Annotated in this window: 16 protein-coding genes; 5 read left to right on the top strand and 11 right to left on the bottom strand. The window is 63.3% G+C overall.

Annotated elements, in window-relative coordinates:
- Window positions 1–377 precede the first annotated feature (377 nt).
- Genes DL86_RS09750 through dnaQ form a run of 5 tightly spaced genes read left to right on the top strand, consistent with a single transcriptional unit; the run spans window position 378 to window position 4,003 of the window.
- Entirely contained in the window at window positions 378–1,208 is an 831-nt protein-coding gene (locus DL86_RS09750) for a pyruvate, water dikinase regulatory protein (RefSeq protein ID WP_036260888.1), read from the top strand.
- Window positions 1,208–1,825 (top strand): Maf family protein, encoded by a 618-nt coding sequence (locus tag DL86_RS09745; RefSeq protein WP_036260746.1) that lies wholly within the window; start codon window positions 1,208–1,210, stop codon window positions 1,823–1,825. Before DL86_RS09750 ends, DL86_RS09745 begins: the two co-directional genes overlap by 1 nt.
- Entirely contained in the window at window positions 1,822–2,676 is an 855-nt protein-coding gene (locus DL86_RS09740) for a shikimate dehydrogenase (protein WP_036260745.1), read from the top strand. The genes DL86_RS09745 and DL86_RS09740 overlap by 4 nt, the downstream gene beginning before the upstream one ends.
- Window positions 2,676–3,278 (top strand): dephospho-CoA kinase, encoded by a 603-nt coding sequence (gene coaE, locus DL86_RS09735; protein WP_036260744.1) that lies wholly within the window; start codon window positions 2,676–2,678, stop codon window positions 3,276–3,278. The genes DL86_RS09740 and coaE overlap by 1 nt, the downstream gene beginning before the upstream one ends.
- A 20-nt stretch (window positions 3,279–3,298) precedes the next feature.
- Window positions 3,299–4,003 (top strand): DNA polymerase III subunit epsilon, encoded by a 705-nt coding sequence (gene dnaQ, locus DL86_RS09730; protein ID WP_036260886.1) that lies wholly within the window; start codon window positions 3,299–3,301, stop codon window positions 4,001–4,003.
- A 3-nt stretch (window positions 4,004–4,006) separates the two neighbouring features.
- On the opposite strand, the gene chrA is transcribed toward dnaQ, so the two are convergent.
- From chrA to hisB, 11 genes are all read right to left on the bottom strand, one after another.
- The gene (chrA, locus tag DL86_RS09725; RefSeq protein WP_051953117.1) at window positions 4,007–5,389 is read right to left on the bottom strand and encodes a chromate efflux transporter; all 1,383 of its coding nucleotides are present in this window, start codon (window positions 5,387–5,389) and stop codon (window positions 4,007–4,009) included.
- The gene (glcF, locus tag DL86_RS09720; protein WP_036260743.1) at window positions 5,386–6,714 is read right to left on the bottom strand and encodes a glycolate oxidase subunit GlcF; all 1,329 of its coding nucleotides are present in this window, start codon (window positions 6,712–6,714) and stop codon (window positions 5,386–5,388) included. The genes chrA and glcF overlap by 4 nt, the downstream gene beginning before the upstream one ends.
- 28 nt (window positions 6,715–6,742) lie before the next feature.
- Window positions 6,743–7,948: an FAD-binding protein gene (locus DL86_RS09715; RefSeq protein WP_036260742.1), complete on the bottom strand. Its 1,206-nt coding sequence runs from the start codon at window positions 7,946–7,948 to the stop codon at window positions 6,743–6,745.
- A gap of 198 nt (window positions 7,949–8,146) precedes the next feature.
- Window positions 8,147–8,470, bottom strand: a complete 324-nt coding sequence (locus DL86_RS09710) for a 2Fe-2S iron-sulfur cluster-binding protein (protein WP_036260741.1) — start codon at window positions 8,468–8,470, stop codon at window positions 8,147–8,149.
- Window positions 8,471–8,601: 131 nt separating this feature from the next.
- On the bottom strand, window positions 8,602–9,564 hold the full coding sequence (gene coaA, locus DL86_RS09705) for a type I pantothenate kinase (protein WP_036260882.1): 963 nt from the start codon (window positions 9,562–9,564) through the stop codon (window positions 8,602–8,604).
- Window positions 9,565–9,626: 62 nt separating this feature from the next.
- On the bottom strand, window positions 9,627–9,956 hold the full coding sequence (locus tag DL86_RS09700; protein WP_036260740.1) for a phosphoribosyl-ATP diphosphatase: 330 nt from the start codon (window positions 9,954–9,956) through the stop codon (window positions 9,627–9,629).
- Window positions 9,953–10,777, bottom strand: coding sequence for an imidazole glycerol phosphate synthase subunit HisF (gene hisF / locus DL86_RS09695; protein WP_051953116.1), 825 nt, complete (start codon window positions 10,775–10,777; stop codon window positions 9,953–9,955). The genes DL86_RS09700 and hisF overlap by 4 nt, the downstream gene beginning before the upstream one ends.
- A gap of 30 nt (window positions 10,778–10,807) precedes the next feature.
- On the bottom strand, window positions 10,808–11,548 hold the full coding sequence (hisA, locus tag DL86_RS09690; RefSeq protein WP_036260739.1) for a 1-(5-phosphoribosyl)-5-[(5-phosphoribosylamino)methylideneamino]imidazole-4-carboxamide isomerase: 741 nt from the start codon (window positions 11,546–11,548) through the stop codon (window positions 10,808–10,810).
- Entirely contained in the window at window positions 11,545–12,207 is a 663-nt protein-coding gene (hisH, locus tag DL86_RS09685) for an imidazole glycerol phosphate synthase subunit HisH (protein WP_036260738.1), read from the bottom strand. Before hisH ends, hisA begins: the two co-directional genes overlap by 4 nt.
- Window positions 12,204–12,674, bottom strand: a complete 471-nt coding sequence (locus DL86_RS09680) for a DUF2628 domain-containing protein (protein WP_036260736.1) — start codon at window positions 12,672–12,674, stop codon at window positions 12,204–12,206. Before DL86_RS09680 ends, hisH begins: the two co-directional genes overlap by 4 nt.
- A 166-nt stretch (window positions 12,675–12,840) precedes the next feature.
- Window positions 12,841–13,434 (bottom strand): imidazoleglycerol-phosphate dehydratase HisB, encoded by a 594-nt coding sequence (gene hisB, locus DL86_RS09675; protein ID WP_036260734.1) that lies wholly within the window; start codon window positions 13,432–13,434, stop codon window positions 12,841–12,843.
- Between the last annotated feature and the right edge of the window lie 16 nt (window positions 13,435–13,450).

Raw genomic sequence — 13,450 nt, 5'->3', positions numbered from 1 at the left:
ATCTATTCTAGGACTTATTTTTCTTCAGATTAGGCGGTGGATTAGACTCGTACCCGCGTTTCCACAAGTTGATTGTAACGCTTATGCTTATCCACGTGATTCACAGGCTGGCTCTAATGGCGGAAAAACGAAATAATTATTTATAATTTTCAATTGGATAGCATTATTTTCGAAAATTTTTCCGACTAATTGAGCACAAATTGCCAGCATCCACAGAGTCCTGTCTAAGCCAATTCTCATCATGCGCGCCTGTGGACGGTTTCGCATGGGCCGTGCTGGGAAAATGCAGAATTCCGGCGGCCCGCGGCGAGACGGGATCCTTATCCACTGTTATCCTCAGCAATGCGCGAGTCAGCGAAAGCCCGGCGAGGCCCTTGTTGGGACGTCATTATTGCCATTTGCATCTGATTTCTGACGCGACGGGGGAGACCTTGATCACCGTTAGCCGCGCGGTCGCGGCGCAATATCAGGGGGTGTCCTCGCTCGAGCATGTCTATCCCCTGGTGCGCACGCAAGCGCTGCTCGATAAAGCGATCGCCGAGATCGCCGCCGCTCCAGGCATGGTGCTCTTTACCCTTGTCGATTTGGAGCTGGCCCGTCGCCTCGAAGAGGCGTGCCGGGAGATTGGCGCGCCTTGCCTTTCGGTGCTGCAGCCGATCCTGAACCTTTTCCAATCCTATCTCGGCACCGCCGCGACGCCGCGCGCGGGCGCGCAGCATTCGCTGAACGCCGATTATTTCAGGCGCATCGACGCTTTGAACTTCACCTTGATGCATGACGACGGACAGCAATCGGAAAATTATGAATCCGCCGATGTTCTGCTGATCGGCGTCAGCCGGACATCGAAGACGCCGACCAGCATCTACCTCGCCAATCGGGGCATCAAGACCGCGAATATTCCCCTCGTCCCGAATGTGCCTTTGCCGAAATCTGTTGAAACCCTGCGCAATCCGCTCATCGTCGGACTGCTGGCTTCGCCAGAATGCATCGTCCAGGTCCGCACCAACCGGTTGCTGTCCTTGAAGGTCAGTCAGGACTCGCCCTATGTCGATCGGTTTTTAGTCGCCGATGAAGTCGCGCAATCGCGCAAGCTTTTCGCCAAGCATGGCTGGCCGACGATTGATGTCACGCGCCGCTCGATCGAGGAGACCGCGGCGGCGATCATCGATCTTTACAAAATCCACCGGCTGAAGTTCATCTCCTCGTGATGAGCGAACTCTGGCGCGGCGCGGCTCCCCTTCTTCTAGCTTCCAAAAGCCAAACGCGGCGCGGCCTCCTCGCCGCCGCCGGCATTCCGTTTGAGATTCGGGACTCGGCGATCGATGAGCGGGGCGTCGAAGCGCCGTTGCTGGCCGAAGGCGCCGGCGCGGAGGAGATCGCTCGTCGTCTCGCCCGCGCCAAGGCTTTGGCGGTTGGCGCGCCAAATCCCGGTCGTCTGGTTCTTGGCGCGGACCAGACGCTTGGCCTTGAGGACCGCGTTTTCGCCAAACCAAGGGATCGGGCTGGCGCCGCCGCGCAGCTCGAAGCTTTATCCGGCCGGACGCATGAGCTTTATTCGGCGATCTGCGTCGTTCGCGGCAATAGGATCCTGTTCGAGGCGGCCCCCGCGGCGCGGCTGACGATGCGCCGCCTTTCCCGAGAATTCATCGAGACCTACGTTGGTTTGGCCGGCGACTCGGTCCTGGCGAGCGTCGGCGCCTATCAGCTGGAGGGGCTCGGAATTCATCTCTTTGAAAAAATCGAGGGCGATCACGCAACGGTCCTGGGGTTGCCATTGCTGCCCCTCCTCGCCTATCTGCGCGCGGAAGGCAGCCTGTTCGGATGAGTGCTGAAACCCAGACGAAACCCAAGGCTTGCATCATCGGCTGGCCGGCGTCCCATTCGCGCTCGCCGCTGATTCATGGGTTCTGGCTGGATCGCCTAAAGATCGCTGGTTCTTACGAGCGCGCCGCGATTCCGCCAGATCGCTTTGCGGATTTTGTCGGCGCGCTGGCCCGCAATGGGTTCGTCGGGGCGAATGTCACCTTGCCGCATAAGCAAATGGCTTTCGACCTCTGCCATGTCGCGACGCAGACGGCGGCCAGGCTCCAAGCGGTCAATACATTGTGGCTGGAGGGAGAAAGGCTCTGCGGCGACAATACCGATGTCGAAGGCTTTCTCGGCGCTTTGGATCAGGATGCGCCCGGCTGGGACAGTCAAATTGCCCAAGCTGTGGTCCTTGGCGCGGGCGGTGCGGCGCGGGCCATCGTCCACGGCCTCCTGCTGCGCGGCGCGGCGCGAATTCTGGTTGTGAACCGGACCAAGGCGCGGGCTCTCGAACTCGCGGCTCAGGCCGGCGCGCCCGTCGCGGCGGCGGATTGGGCCGATCTGCCCTGCGCGCTTCGAGAGGCCGATCTTCTGGTCAATACGACTTCGCTTGGGATGAGCGGGCAGCCGCCGCTCGAGATCGACCTTTCGCTCTTGCCGGCGCGCGCCGTCGTCAGCGACATTGTCTATGTTCCGCTTGAAACCGGGCTGCTCCGGCAGGCGAAGGCGCGCGGTCTGCGGGCGGTCTCCGGCATTGGCATGTTGCTGCATCAGGCGGCGCCCGGCTTCGCGCGCTGGTTTGGCGAGGAGCCTTGCGTCAGCGCAGAATTGCGGGCGCTCGTCGAGGCCGATGTGTTGAAGAGCATGTGATGTTCGTTTTGGGTCTCACCGGGTCGATCGGGATGGGGAAATCGACCACCGCCGCGATGTTTCGCGCGGAGGGGATCATGGTCCATGATTCCGATGCGGCGGTTCATGCGCTCTATAGCGGCGAGGCGGCGCCGGCGATCGAAGCGGCTTTTCCGGGGACGGCGCCGTCCGGCATTGTCGATCGCGGTCTCCTTGGTGCCCGCGTGATCGGGGATCCCGCCGCCTTCAAGCAGCTTGAGGCGATCGTCCATCCGCTGGTCGCCGCAAAGACGGAGGCCTTTGTCGCGCAAGCGGCGCAGGCCGGGGAAAAACTCATCGTTCTCGACGTGCCTTTGCTATTCGAGACCGGAGGCGACCGGAAGGTCGACGCGGTGGTTCTCGTCTCGGCGCCGGAAACAGTGCAAAAGGCCCGCGTCGCAGAGCGAAAGGGCATGACGCCGGAGCGGCTCGCCGTCATATTGGGCCGGCAGATGCCGGATGCCGAGAAACGCCTGCGGTCGCATTTCATCATCGATTCCAGCCGCGGCTTCCCCGCCGCCGAGCGCGAGGTGCGCGCGGTGTTGCGGGCGCTCGCGGGCGCCGCCGGCTGCGCTTGGCGCTGATGAAGAAGGAGAGAATTTCATTGCGGGAGATTGTCCTCGATACGGAAACGACCGGACTGGACCCGGCCCACGGGCATCGGATCGTCGAGATCGGCTGCGTCGAGCTTTTGAACGCGATTCCGACGGGCCAGAATTTCCATGTCTATCTCGATCCCCAGCGCGACATGCCCGATGAGGCCTTTCGCGTGCATGGGCTCTCATCGGAGTTTCTTGCCGGAAAGCCCTTGTTTTCGGCGGTCAGCGCGGAGTTCCTTGCGTTTATTGCGGATGGCAAGATCGTCGCTCACAATGCCGAATTCGATATGCGTTTCATCAATGCCGAGCTTGGCCTCCTCAAGGTCGCGCCGATCGGGTCTGATCGCGTCATCGATACGCTGGCGCTAGCCCGCCGCAAATATCCAGGGGCGGCCAATAGCCTTGACGCGCTCTGCGCCCGCTATGGCATCGACGTCTCGCGGCGGACGAAGCATGGCGCGCTGCTCGATGCTGAAATCCTTGCCGAAGTCTATGCGGAGCTGACCGGCGGGCGGCAGGCGGCGCTGGTGTTCGGCGCTGGAGTCAGAGCGGCTGGGACAGAGGCGGGGCTCTTGTTGACGGAAAGGCCGCAGCCTTGTCCCGCCGCGCTCACCGCCGAGGAGTTGGCCGCGCACCAAGCGTTCGTGGCCGGCCTCGGGGCAAATCCGGTCTGGGCCGCTTATGAGGCCGCAAGATCCGAGCTTGCGTGAGCGTCACGCCGCGCCCGCCAGATGCAGCAACAGCCCGCCCAGCGCGCAGAGGCCAAGCGTTGGAAGCATGTCGAGCTTGAACTTAAAGACCGCCAGCATTGCGCTGGCGGTCAGCGCCAGGGAGGCCAGGTTCAGCGTTTGCAGGACCGGGAGCTGAAGCCGCAGTCCCGCGACATCGAGCCGATCGATCTCACCAAATAAAGTATGGAGCGCGAACCAGATCGCCAGATTGAGGATGACCCCGACCACGGCCGCGGTGATCGCGATGAGGGCGCCGCCCAGAGCCTTGTTCGCGCGCAGCTTTTCGATGAAGGGCCCGCCGACGAAGATCCATAGAAAGCACGGCGCGAAGGTCACCCAGGTGGTCAGCGCTCCGGCGAAGGCGCCGGCCAGTAGCGGCGGCAAGGCGCCCGGATGACGGTATCCGCCCATGAAGCCGACGAACTGGACCACCATGATGAGAGGTCCCGGGGTCGTCTCGGCCATGCCGAGCCCGTCGAGCATTTCGCCCGGCCGGAGCCAGCCATAGGTCTCGACCGCCGCCTGCGCGACATAGGCGAGGACGGCATAGGCGCCGCCAAATCCGACGACCGCCATTTTGGAGAAAAAAACGCCGATCTGGCTGTAGATGTCGCCCCGTCCGCGCAACGCGACCAAGAGGGCGACCGGCGCTAGCCATAGAATCAGGCAAAGGCTTGCGGTCTTGAGGGACGATGTGAGGGACGGTTTGGCGTGGTCCGGCGTCGCCTCGCCCAGCGCCGATGGCGCTTCGGTTTGCGCCTGGCCCGCCCGAAAAGCGGCGACGTTCCGGCGGGCGCCCAGAAAGCCGATGAGGCCGGCGCCGAGGACGATCAGCGGAAACGGCAGGTCGAGAAAGAAAATGGCGACAAACGCCGCCGCCGCGATGGCGCGGGTCGGTGTATTTTTCAGTGTCCGTTGGCCAAGGCGCAGCACCGCCTGGAGGACAATCGCAAGAACCGCGGCCTTTAGTCCGAAAAACAGCCCCTGCACCGCGCCGACATGGCCGAACGACGCATAGATCAGGCTCAGCGCCATGATCGCGGCTGCGCCGGGAAGAATGAACAAGATCCCAGCAATAAGCCCGCCCCGCGTCTTGTGCAGCAGCCAGCCGAGATAGGTGGCGAGCTGCTGCGCTTCGGGACCAGGCAGCAGCATGCAATAGTTCAGCGCCTGCAGGAAACGGGTCTCGCCAACCCAGCGCTTCTCCTCGACAAGGACGCGATGCATCATGGCGATCTGGCCCGCCGGGCCGCCAAAGCTCGAGAGCGCGATGCGCGCCCAGACGGCTATGGCCTCGCGCAGGGGGACGCCCTGTCCGCTCGCCGGCGCGAGGGGCGATGGTTCGATGCCTTCCGATTTGGTCATAGTGCCGCTTTGCGTTGGACGGACTGAAGTCCCGCCGGCTTGGGTCCGCCATAGGCGTAGTCGAGGAGTTCGATTGTGTGCAGCACTGGGATCCTCGTCCCGCTCGCGATCTGGGCGATGCAGCCGATATTGCCGGTCGCGATGGCGTCTGGCGAGGTCATGACTATATTGGAGATCTTGCGGTCGCGGAGCGCCAGAGCCAGCTCCGACTGCAGAATATTATAGGTTCCGGCGGAGCCGCAACACAAATGCCCTTCGGGGATGTCGCGCACCCCGAATCCGGCCTTGGCCAGAAGTTGTTTCGGCAGGGCGTCGATCTTCTGGCCATGCTGCATCGAGCAGGCGGAATGATAGGCGATGGCGAGGTCTGTCGGGTTTTCCGGCTCCGGCAGGTTCAGCGTTTCGACAAATTCGGCGACATCCTTGGCGAGCGCGGAAACCCGCGCAGCCTTGGCGGCATAGGCCGGATCGTTCCGCAAGAGGAAGCCATAATCCTTGATCATCGTCCCGCAGCCCGATGCCGCGACGAGGATCGCCTCCAGGCCGAACCGGTCGAAGGCCTCGGTCCAGATATCGACATTATGCCGCGCCTGGGCCAGCGCCTGATCTTCCTCGCCCAAATGGTGGACCAGAGCGCCGCAACAGGCTTCGTCCTTCAAGAGCATCGTTTCGACGCCAAAGCGGGTCAACAGCCGGATCGCGGCGTCATTGATTTGCGGCGCCAGGACCTTTTGCGCGCAGCCGGCGAGCAGCGCGACCCGAGCCCTCGCCGGCTTTGCTTCGGCCGGCGCCCCGCCGCGCGGAAAGGTCGTGCGGGGAAGCGCCGCCTTGGGCGCGAGGCGGAGCATCGCTGCGAGGCGCCGGCCTGGCTCGCCGAGGCGGGCGAAAAGCGGCGCCAGAGGCGCGGCGAGCCGAGCCCCGCGCAGCGCCAGACGAAATCGCCCGGGATAGGGGAGAACCAAGGCGAGCAAGCCGCGGATCAGCCGATCCTCGAACGGCCGGCGATAGGTTTTCTCGATCCGGACCCGCGCCTCGTCGACGAGATGCATATAATGCACCCCGGAAGGACAGGTCGTCATGCAGGAAAGGCAGGAGAGGCAGCGGTCGATATGTTTGACTGTCTCGCCGTCCGCGAGCCGGTCGCTTTCCAGCATTTCCTTGATGAGGTAGATGCGCCCGCGCGGGCTGTCCAGCTCATCCCCGAGCAGCACGAAGGTCGGGCAGGTCGCGGTGCAAAAGCCGCAATGGACGCAGGCGCGCAAAATCTTCTCCGCCTCGGCGGTGGCGGGATTTCGGAGCTGCGCCAAAGTGAAATGCGTCTGCATGTCAGAGCTTAATGTAAGAGGTCGGGTGTCAGAGGTCGGCGGCGAGCCGTCCGGGCTCCAAAATCGCGAGCGGATCGAACTGCGCCTTGAGACGGCGGGACAAAGCGGCGAGCGCTTTTTCCTGCGGCTCGAACACCGGGACGCGCGATCGAACCTCGGTTTGAGCGCGCATCAAAGTCGCATGGCCGCCGCCATTTTCTAAAATCGCGCGCCGAATAGTGGCCGCGCCGGCGTCGGGGCTGGCCTGCGGATCGAGCGCCAGCCAGACAAGTCCGCCCGACCAATCGAACATAAATTGCCCCGGATGACTCTTGCCGATGGCGGCGGCGACGACCGGTCCGGCGGTCGGGGCTACCGAGATTTTCCAGATGATTGCATCATGCGGCTCGGCCAGCGGCGCGACGTCGCGGATCGCCCGCCACAAACGCTGGGACGCCTCCGGCCCCAGCCGCTCCGCCCCGCCGAAGGGTTTGAGGCGCAAAGCCAGCCGCTCGAACCGCTCCTCGATGGAAGGCGCGATGCCCTCGAGGCGCAAAGCGGTGATCGAGGTCGCGAACCCCTGGCAGCTGGCGGCGAAAGGGGGTAGATGCGCCGCGCCGGAAACGTCGACCGGAGCCCCCATGGCGGCGCAAAGGGCGCCCACTCCGGCGGCGGGCTCCAGGCCGGGCAAAACCAAAGTCGTGACGGTTTCCGCGCGGGGCGAGACCTTGAACGTGAGTTCGGTGGCGATTGCGAGGGTCCCGAAGGAGCCGGCGAGACCGCGGGACAGATCATAGCCGGTGACGTTCTTGACGACCTTGCCGCCGGCCTTGAAGGCCTCGCCGCGGCCGGAGACAGCTTTAAGACCAAGGATATGATCCCGCGCGGATCCCGCCTTGATCCGGCGCGGACCGGAAAGATTGGTCATGAGACAGCCGCCGATGGTTCCCGCCCCGGTCCCGTAAAGCGCGGCGAAAGACATGGGCTCGAAGGCGAGTTCTTGGTTGTTTTCGGCCAGAAGCGCGTCGATCATCTCGATCGGGGTGGCGGCCAGCGCGGTGAACACAAGCTCTTCGGGCTCGTAGAAGGAGACGCCGGACAAGGCCGAGAGGTCGAGCCGCCGGAGTGCCTTGGCCGGCCTGCCAAGCGCCGCCTTCGAGCCGAGGCCGGTGACCAGGAGCGGCGTTTTCGACGCCGCCGCGAGGGTCACGGCGGCCGCGACCTCGGCCGGATCGGCCGGGATGAAGGGGGACATCGAAAAACCTGTGCGCCGAACCTTATTCTAACACTCTATACCCGATTCAAGGCGGCTGGAACGGGTTGGAGAAGGCCATCGATGGGTTTGCTAGAGCGTTTTCAGTTTCCGTCGCATTTTCCTAACGCGAACCAGCATCCACTTCGCTCAAAAATGCTCCAAGCGTCAGTTTTCGCCGCTGTGGTCTTTGACGCCAAATCATAAATTCGGATTGGGCAGGTGAAGAATGAGTCCGTCGATTTCGGGCGTCACGAGAATCATGCAGGTCAGGCGGCTATTGTCCTGTTTCGTCATGGCCAAACTGTCGATCATCATCTGCTCCAGTTCGTGCGGAGGCTTCAGCCGTTCAAACCATGCCTCATCGACGTAAACATGGCATGAGCCGCAACTGCAGGTTCCGCCGCATTCCCCGCGAATGGTGGGGATCTCATTGTGCTGGCCAACGCGCATGAGGATCGCGCCATTTTCAGCTTCGACCGGATGCGGCGTGCCATCAAATTCGATAAACGTGATCTTGGTCATTTCGGCGCTGCTCTTTGGTTCGGGCTCGGATCGGATCTAAGCGAAACGAGAGTTTCGAGATCAGCAAGGAGCGCGCCAGGATTTCAAAGCTGGGCTTTAATGGCGGAGTCAATTCACGGGCGCATACGCCCCTATAACTTCCGCAATTCCACTTCCTCGATGCGGTGGCTTGGGCCTTTGGTCAAAACCAGATTGGCCCGAGCTCTGGTCGGCAGGATATTTTCGCGCAGGTTGCGGAGATTGATCCGGGTCCAGATGTCCCGCGCGGTGGCTTCCGCCGCGGGGTCGTCGAGGTCGGCGTATTTCTTGAAATAGGAGGACGGATCGCGAAACGAGGTCTCGCGCAGTCCGATGAAGCGCGAGATGAACCATTTTTCGAGATCGCTCTCCTCCGCATGGAGATAAATCGAAAAATCGAAGAAATCCGAAACGAAGGGCGTCGCCCTTCCGTCCTTGGCGGGGCGATTGGGCAAAAGCACGTTCAGACCCTCGACGATCAGAATGTCGGGACGGTCGACGACAATGCTCTCGCCGGGAAGCACGTCATAGGTGACATGCGAATAGACCGGCGCCCTGACCTCGCGTTCGCCGGCCTTCACTTCAGAGAGAAAGCGTAGCAGTCCGGCGCTGTCGTAGCTTTCCGGAAAGCCCTTTTTCGCCATCAGCCCTTCGCTTTCGAGCGTGGCGTTGGGATGCAAAAATCCGTCGGTGGTGACGAGCTCAACCTTGGGCGTATTCGGCCAGCGGGACAGCAGCGCCTGCATGACCCGCGACAAGGTCGATTTGCCGACCGAGACAGACCCAGCCACCCCGATGATATAAGGCGTCTTTCCGTCTTCATCGCCGAGAAAGCGCTGGGTCGCCTTATAGAGGCCCTGCGTCGCCGCGACATAAAGCGCGAGGAGGCGCGACAGCGGCAGATAGATCGCGATGACCTCTTCGAGCGAAATCGGATCGTTCAGCGATCGCAACCTCGCGAGGTCACCGCTGGTCAGCGTCAGCGGCGTATCGGCGCGCAGGTCCGCCCATTCGCTCCGGCTGAAGCGGTGATAGGGAGAAAGGGTCGCGGCGGCAGGAGGCGCCCGCTCGTCCATGAAGGATCCTTTGCTCAAATCCGGAGCTCCGCCGGATTTTGCCGCGCCGGAGCCCCCATCGGTCAAGGCAAATCACTCTTCCGCGCGGCTTTTTCTTGATGCCCGGACAAATTGGTCCGCCGCTCGAGTTCGGCCAGAACCTCGCTCAAGGCGACGCCGCCCTGCTGCAGCACAACCAGCAAATGGTATAGCAGATCGGCGCTTTCGCTGGCGATGGCCTTGCGGTCCCCTTCAACGGCGGCGATCACGAGTTCGACGGCCTCCTCGCCCAATTTCTTCGCCGCGCGGGCGGGACCGGCGTCAAGAAGCGATTTGGTGTAGGAGGCCTCGGCGGTCGATCCGCTGCGCGCGGCTATGATCGCGGCGAGATCGTCCAAGGTAAAGGCCGTCATCGAGCCGCCTTCGCGCCAATGGCCGCGTCTCTCTCATGGGCGCGCGCCGCTTCGGGGACGGCGTCGAGACGCATCGGCAATCCGAAACCGGCCATATAGCTTTTGGCTTCGGAGATGGTGAATTCGCCGAAATGGAAGATCGAGGCGGCCAATACGGCGGTGGCGCCGCCCTCGCGAATGCCCTCGACGAGATGGTCGAGCGTCCCGACGCCGCCCGAGGCGATGACCGGAACGCCGACGGCGTCGGTGACGGCGCGGGTGAGGGCGAGATCAAATCCGCTCTTGGCGCCGTCGCGGTCCATCGACGTCAACAGGATTTCGCCCGCCCCGAGCGCAACGACCTCGCGGGCATAGGCGACTGCGTCGAGGCCGGTGGCTTGCCGCCCGCCATGGGTGAAGATTTCCCATTTGGCGGAGCCGGTCTGCTTCGCGTCGATCGCCACGACGACGCATTGGCTGCCGAATTTCTCCGCCGCCTCGCGCACGAAATCGCGCTTCGCGACGGCGGCGGTCATGATCGAGACCTTGTCGGCGCCGGCGAGGAGAAGCTTGCGGATATCCTCCAGGGTGCGCACCCCGCCGCCGACGGTGAGCGGCATGAAGCAGGCCTCCGCCGTGCGCTGGACGACGTCGAGGATAATCCCGCGGTTCTCGTGGCTGGCGGTGATGTCGAGGAAACAGAGTTCGTCGGCGCCGGCGGCGTCATAGGCGATCGCGCAGGCGACCGGATCGCCGGCGTCGCGCAGATCGACGAAATTGACGCCCTTGACGACGCGGCCATCTTTGACGTCGAGGCAGGGGATGACGCGGGCTTTAAGCATGAGGCATGGCTCCGGCGACAGGGTTCATCTTCATGCCGCCGCCTTCGCCTGCGCGATCAGGCGCAGCGCCTGCGCTGGATCGAGCCGTCCGTCGTAAAGCGCCCGGCCGGTGATGGCTCCCGCAAGCTTGGCGCAATCTGGTTGCAGCAGGCGCTCTATGTCATCGAGCGAGGCGAGGCCGCCCGAGGCGATGACGGGAATGGCGAGCGCGTCGGCGAGCGCCAGGGTCGCCGCTATGTTCAACCCTTGCAGGACGCCGTCGCGGGCGATGTCGGTATAGATGATTGCCGCAACCCCGGCGTCCTCGAAGCGCTTGCCGAGTTCGACCGCGCCGAGCGCCGAGGTTTTGGCCCAGCCTTCGACCGCGACGGCGCCGTCCTTGGCGTCGATGCCGACCGCGATGGCGCCTGGATAGAGCTTCGCCGCCTGCCGGACGAGATCGGGATCGCGGACCGCCGCGGTCCCGATGATGACCCGGGCGACGCCTTTGCCGAGCCAAGCCTCGATGGTGGCAAGATCGCGGATCCCGCCGCCGAGCTGGACCGGCATTTTGACCTTGGCCAGGATCGCCTCGACGGCCTTGGCGTTCATCGGCCGGCCGGCGAAGGCGCCGTCGAGATCGACGACATGAAGATATTCGAAGCCCTGCCGCTCGAAGGCCTGCGCTTGCGCCGCCGGATCCTCGTTGAAGATCGTCGCCTTCGCCATGTCGCCCTGCTGGAGCCGGACGCAGCGGCCTTCCTTGAGGTCGATCGCTGGGAAAAGGATCATGGCCGCCACCGCAGGAAATTGGCGATCAGGGCAAGGCCGAGGGTCTGGCTCTTTTCCGGATGGAATTGCGTGCCGGCCATATTCTCGCGGCCGATCAGCGCGGTCACGGGCCCGCCGTAATCGGTCGCGGCGATGACGAATTCCTCGGCCTTTGGGCTGAACGCGTAGGAATGGACGAAATAGGCGTGCAGCCCTTCCGGCCCGGTTGGAATGCCCTCAAGCAGCGGATGGTCGACGCGCGGGTCGAGCGTGTTCCAGCCCATGTGCGGAATGCGCAACGGTTGGTCAAGGGACTGGCCATTCGGGTCGATGGCGGCGACGTCGCCCTCGATCCAATCGAGGCCGGCCGTGACCTCATGCTCCAAGCCCCGCGTCGCCATCAATTGCATGCCGACGCAAATCCCCAGAAAGGGCCGGCCCTTTTCGCGGACGGCCGCGGTCATGGCCTCGACCATGCCGGGCGCGGCGCCGAGGCCGCGGCGGCAATCGGCGAAGGCGCCGACGCCGGGCAAGACAATGTGATCGGCGCGCAAGACATCGTCCGGATCGCGCGTCACCTTGATCGCGCAGGAGAGGCCGGCTTCGCGCGCGGCGCGCTCGAAGGCCTTATGGGCGGAATGGAGATTGCCCGAACCGTAATCGATGATGGCGACGCTCACCGGCGTCCCCCAGGCTCAGGAAAATGGCCCAGCACGTCATGATGGGGTGCCGGGCTGCGAGCCCTTGGCCCCGGTTCCGGCGGCGCCGGCGCGTCCAGCGTTTCCAAGCGACGGTAAAAAGCCGCTTCCGCCTCGTCGCGGGCGGGCGCCGCGATTATTTCGACGAGCCGATAGCCGCGCCGCTCCAGCCGCGCCTCAAGCAGGCGATTGGCCTCGAGCCCGAGCAGGATCTCGAGGAGCAGGATAAGAGTCAGGCCCGCGCCGGGGGACAAAAATCCGAGCGAGACCAAGACGACCAGCAAGAGGAGCGACGCCGTCCAAAGCGCGGCGGCGAGCCAAAGCCGATGCCCAAGCAGCCAGAAGGGTCCGTTCAAGAAAGCGGCCCACTCGAATCCCGAGCGCGTGAAGGCGGCCTCGGTGAGGTCGGACGCGTCGTCTCCTTGCAGATGGACCGAATAGACGGCCATGGTCAGGCTCCTCTTTAGGCCAATGGGCTTGGCTTCAACGCATGATCTCAATCAGAACATGCTCTAGATCTGCTTTCCGATTCCATGGAATCGGAAAGCAGATCTAGTTCTTTGTTTTGTCGCATTTTCTTAACGCGAACCGGTATCCACTTCGCTCGAAAATGCTCTAGCCCGCGAGCGATCCCTTGGTCGAGGGAATCGCGCCGAGCTGGCGATGGTCCACGGCCACGGCGAGCCGCAGGGCGCGGGCGAGGCCCTTGAACGAGGATTCCGAAATATGATGCGAATTTTCACCATATAGGGTCTCGACGTGAACATTCATCCCGGCGTGCATGGTGAAGGCCTGGAAAAATTCGCGCACGAGTTCGGTGTCGAAATTGCCGATCTTGGCCCTTGCGAATTGCGTCCTGAACACCAGAAACGGCCGACCGGAAATATCGATCGCGACGCGGGTCAAGGTCTCGTCCATCGGCAGGAGCACATCGGCGAAGCGGGTGATGCCCGCCATGTCGCCAAGCGCGCGCCGGACCGCCTGTCCCAGCGCGATGCCAGTATCCTCGACCGTATGATGCTGATCGATATGGAGATCGCCCTTCGCCTTGATCTCCATATCGATCAGCGAATGGCGGGCGAGCTGCTCCAGCATGTGATCGAAAAAGCCGATTCCGGTCGAAATTTTGGCCAAGCCAGAGCCGTCGAGATGGACATGGACCTCGATCTCGGTCTCCTTGGTTTTGCGGGATACGGCGGCGGCGCGCATGAACGGGCTCGGAAAC

The organism is Methylocapsa aurea, from assembly GCF_000746085.1.
Lineage (GTDB): Bacteria > Pseudomonadota > Alphaproteobacteria > Rhizobiales > Beijerinckiaceae > Methylocapsa > Methylocapsa aurea.
The sequence above is the reverse complement of the archived record's forward strand: the minus strand, read 5'-3'. Positions and strand labels throughout refer to the sequence as shown.

Excerpts from the sequence above, each read along its gene's own strand:
- DL86_RS09745 (WP_036260746.1), top strand. The coding sequence starts at position 1,208 with ATGAGCGAACTCTGGCGCGGCGCGGCTCCCCTTCTTCTAGCTTCCAAA.
- DL86_RS09740 (WP_036260745.1), top strand. The coding sequence starts at position 1,822 with ATGAGTGCTGAAACCCAGACGAAACCCAAGGCTTGCATCATCGGCTGG.
- coaE (WP_036260744.1), top strand. The coding sequence starts at position 2,676 with ATGTTCGTTTTGGGTCTCACCGGGTCGATCGGGATGGGGAAATCGACC.
- chrA (WP_051953117.1), bottom strand. The coding sequence starts at position 5,389 with ATGACCAAATCGGAAGGCATCGAACCATCGCCCCTCGCGCCGGCGAGC.
- glcF (WP_036260743.1), bottom strand. The coding sequence starts at position 6,714 with ATGCAGACGCATTTCACTTTGGCGCAGCTCCGAAATCCCGCCACCGCC.
- DL86_RS09715 (WP_036260742.1), bottom strand. The coding sequence starts at position 7,948 with ATGTCCCCCTTCATCCCGGCCGATCCGGCCGAGGTCGCGGCCGCCGTG.
- DL86_RS09710 (WP_036260741.1), bottom strand. The coding sequence starts at position 8,470 with ATGACCAAGATCACGTTTATCGAATTTGATGGCACGCCGCATCCGGTC.
- coaA (WP_036260882.1), bottom strand. The coding sequence starts at position 9,564 with ATGGACGAGCGGGCGCCTCCTGCCGCCGCGACCCTTTCTCCCTATCAC.
- DL86_RS09700 (WP_036260740.1), bottom strand. The coding sequence starts at position 9,956 with ATGACGGCCTTTACCTTGGACGATCTCGCCGCGATCATAGCCGCGCGC.
- hisF (WP_051953116.1), bottom strand. The coding sequence starts at position 10,777 with ATGCTTAAAGCCCGCGTCATCCCCTGCCTCGACGTCAAAGATGGCCGC.
- hisA (WP_036260739.1), bottom strand. The coding sequence starts at position 11,548 with ATGATCCTTTTCCCAGCGATCGACCTCAAGGAAGGCCGCTGCGTCCGG.
- DL86_RS09680 (WP_036260736.1), bottom strand. The coding sequence starts at position 12,674 with ATGGCCGTCTATTCGGTCCATCTGCAAGGAGACGACGCGTCCGACCTC.
- hisB (WP_036260734.1), bottom strand. The coding sequence starts at position 13,434 with ATGCGCGCCGCCGCCGTATCCCGCAAAACCAAGGAGACCGAGATCGAG.